This is a genomic window from Streptomyces sp. NPDC007856 (assembly GCF_042868225.1).
In the GTDB taxonomy this organism is placed as follows: Bacteria; Actinomycetota; Actinomycetes; order Streptomycetales; family Streptomycetaceae; genus Streptomyces.
Map to the genome: position 1 here is coordinate 1 of NZ_JBIAEC010000085.1, position 3,630 is coordinate 3,630.

Consider the following 3,630-nt stretch of genomic DNA (forward strand, 5'->3'; position numbering starts at 1 on the left):
ACCCGCCGACAACACACCCGTGAACAAAAACCCGTCACTGTCCGCCAACGCCACCGCAGCACCCAACAACGGATGACCCGCAACACCCAGACCGATCGACTCCGGGTCCCCGCTCACCAACGACGCGGTGTCGGGCCAGTAGCGCTCACGCTGGAACGCATAGGTGGGCAACTGGACACGGCGAGCACCGGTCCCGGCGAAGAACGTCTCCCACTCGACAGGGAGGCCGTGGACATGGGCCTGTGCAAGGGCAGCGGTCAGCGCTTCCGCCTCGGGACGCTCCCGCCTGAGCACAGGGAGGAACACCACGTCGTCGCCGTCGGCGACGCACTCCCGCGCCATGGCGGACAGGACACCGTCGGGCCCGAGCTCCACGAAGGTCGTGACGCCCTCGGCCGCCAGCACCCGGACGCCGTCCAGGAACCGCACCGCATCCCGCACATGCCGCACCCAGAACTCCGGCGAGCACACCTCGTCGGGAGTCACGATCGTGCCGGTGAGGTTGGAGACGACCGGAATACGCGGAGCCTCGTACGACAGCCCCTCGACCACCCGGCCGAACGCCTCCAGCATGCCGTCCATGTGCGGGGAGTGGAACGCGTGACTGACCGTCAGGCGCTTCGTCTTCCGGCCCAGCTCCTCGAAGCGGGCCGCGATCTCCAGTACCGCGTCCTCGTCACCCGCGACCACCACCGACGCCGGACCGTTGACCGCCGCGATGCTCACCGCGTCCGTCAGATACGGCACCACCTCGTCCTCGGCAGCCTGCACCGCCACCATCGCACCACCGGACGGCAGCTCCTGCATCAGCCGACCCCGCGCCGCCACCAGCGTGCACGCGTCCTCCAGCGACAGCACACCCGCACAATGCGCCGCAGCGATCTCACCGATCGAATGACCGGACACGAAGTCCGGGCGCACACCCCACGACTCCAGCAGCCGGAACAGCGCCACCTCGACCGCGAACAACGCAGGCTGCGTGAACGCCGTCCGGTCGATCAGCCCGGCATCGTCCCCGAACAGCACCTCCAACAACGGGCGTTCCAAGTGCCCGTCCAGAACCGCGCACACCGCGTCCAGCGCATCCGCGAACACCGGATAGCCGTCGTAAAGCTCCCGGCCCATCCCCAGCCGCTGACTGCCCTGACCGGTGAACAGGAACGCCACCCCACCCGGCTGCGGCACACCAGCCACGACCCCGGCGGCACCCCCGTTGCGAGCCACGGCATCCAGACCCGCCAGCAGCCCCTCACGATCACCCGCGACCACAACCGCCCGCTGCTCCAGCGCGGCACGACCCGTCGCCAGGGAATAGGCGACGTCCAGGGGGCGCAGCTCCGGCTGTGCGGCAAGCTGCCCGTGCAGCCGCTCGGCCTGCTCACGCAGTGCCCGCCCGCTGCCGGCCGACAGCGCGAAGGGCAGGATCGGCAACACCGCACCCGGAACCGCCCCGGCCTCCGCCTCCGCCTCGGGCGCCTGCTCGATGATGGTGTGGGCGTTGGTGCCGCTGATACCGAAGGACGACACACCTGCCCGGCGGGGACGGCCGGTCTCCGGCCACTCCCGCGCCTCGGTCAGCAGCTCCACCGCGCCCGCCGACCATTCGACATGCGGCGTCGGCTCGTCGACGTGCAGGGTCCGCGGCAGTACGCCGTGCCGCATCGCCATCACCATCTTGATGATGCCCGCGACACCGGCCGCCGCCTGCGTGTGACCGATGTTCGACTTGATCGAGCCCAGCCACAACGGCGTGTCCTCGGCCCGCTCCTGCCCGTACGTCGCGAGCAGCGCCTGCGCCTCGATCGGGTCACCCAGCGTCGTACCCGTACCGTGCGCCTCCACCGCGTCCACGTCCGACGCCGACAGACCCGCCGACGCCAGCGCCTGCCGGATCACCCGCTGCTGCGACGGACCGTTCGGCGCCGTCAGACCATTGCTCGCACCATCCTGATTGATCGCCGAACCCCGCACGACCGCCAGCACCGGGTGACCGTTCTTCCGGGCATCCGACAGCCGCTCCACCAGCAGCATGCCCACACCCTCACCCCAGCCGGTGCCGTCCGCACCCGCCGCGAACGCCTTCACCCGGCCGTCGGCAGCAAGACCACGCTGCCGGCTGAAGTCGACGAAGTTCTCCGGGGTGGCCATGATCGTGACACCGCCCACCAGCGCGAACGAGCATTCGCCGTTCCGCAGGGCCTGGGCAGCCCAGTGCAGGGCGACCAGCGACGACGAACAGGCTGTGTCCACCGTCACGGCCGGGCCTTCCAGCCCGAATACATAGGCGAGTCGGCCGGAGACGACGCTGGCCGCGTTCCCGGTGCCGAGGTGACCTTCGAGTCCCTCGGGTGCCCGCATCAGCAGCGACAGGTAGTCCTGGCCGTTCGTGCCGATGAACACGCCGGCCTGACTGCCGCGCAGGGTGTCCGGGGCGATGCCCGCCCGCTCGAACGCCTCCCACGCGGTCTCGAGCAGCAGCCGCTGCTGCGGGTCCATCGCCAGCGCCTCACGCGGGCTGATGCCGAAGAAGCGCGCGTCGAACTGAGTGGCGTCCTGGATGAAGCCACCCTCACGGGTGTAGGTCTTGCCCGCCTGCTCGGGGTCCGGATCGTAGAGGGACTCGATGTCCCAGCCCCGGTCGGCGGGGAACCGGGAGGTTGCGTCGCGTCCGCCGGCCAGCAGCTGCCAGAGGTCTTCCGGTGACTGCACACCACCGGGGAAGCGGCAGCTCATCGCCACGATCGCGATCGGGTCATCGGCCACGGAGAGCGCCGAGGCGCCGGGGACCGAGCTGACGACGGTCGCTCCCCGCCCGGAGTGTCCGAGCCGTCCGAGGAGTTCGTCGCGCAGGTGGGCGGCGAGAGCGGAGGCCGTGGGGTAGTCGTAGACAAGGGTCGTCGGAAGGCTCAGCCCCGTGACGGCGCCCAGACGGTTGCGCAGCTCCACAGCGGTGAGGGAGTCGAAGCCCAACTCCCGGAACGCACGGTCACCATGGACGGCATCGCCACCACTGTGCCCGAGCACGGCCGCGACCTGGGCCCGCACCAGGTCCAGCAGTTCCTTCTCGCGTTCGACGTCACCGAGGTCGGCCAAGCGGTCGGCGAGCGACGACGAGTCGCGCACGGAGTGCTGCTGGTCGTTTTCGGCGCGGGAGGCCTCCGACGACGCCTGGACGAGCCGCAGTTCGTCGAGGAGTGTGCTGGGGCGTACGGCGGTGAAGCCGGACGCGAAGCGTTCCCAGTCCAGGTCCACCACACACAGCGCCGGATCACCGAGCTCACCCAGGCCCACAGCCTGCTCCAGCGCCCGCATCGCCAACTGCGGATCCATCGGCGGCATGCCCTCACGCCGCAACCGCCGCTCCAGGACCCCCTCGGCCGCCATCCCGCCATCAGCCCACGGACCCCACGCCACCGACACCGCCGGCAGCCCCTCACCACACCGCTCCTCGGCCAACGCATCCAAGAACGCATTGGCTGCCGCATAGTTCGCCTGCCCCGCGGCACCCAGCACACCGGCCACCGACGAAAACAGCACGAACGCCGACAGGTCCAGATCACGGGTGAGCTCGTGCAGATGGCGAGCCGAGTCGGCCTTGGCCTGCCACACGCGCTCGAACCGCTCCGGGGT

The 3,630-nt window shown here is 70.3% G+C and carries 1 protein-coding gene; it reads right to left on the minus strand.

Annotation, left to right across the window (positions count from 1 at the left end; genetic code table 11):
* Window positions 1–3,630 (minus strand): beta-ketoacyl synthase N-terminal-like domain-containing protein (locus ACFYOH_RS44525; protein WP_388638013.1); only part of this gene is annotated, 3,630 nt, incomplete at both ends.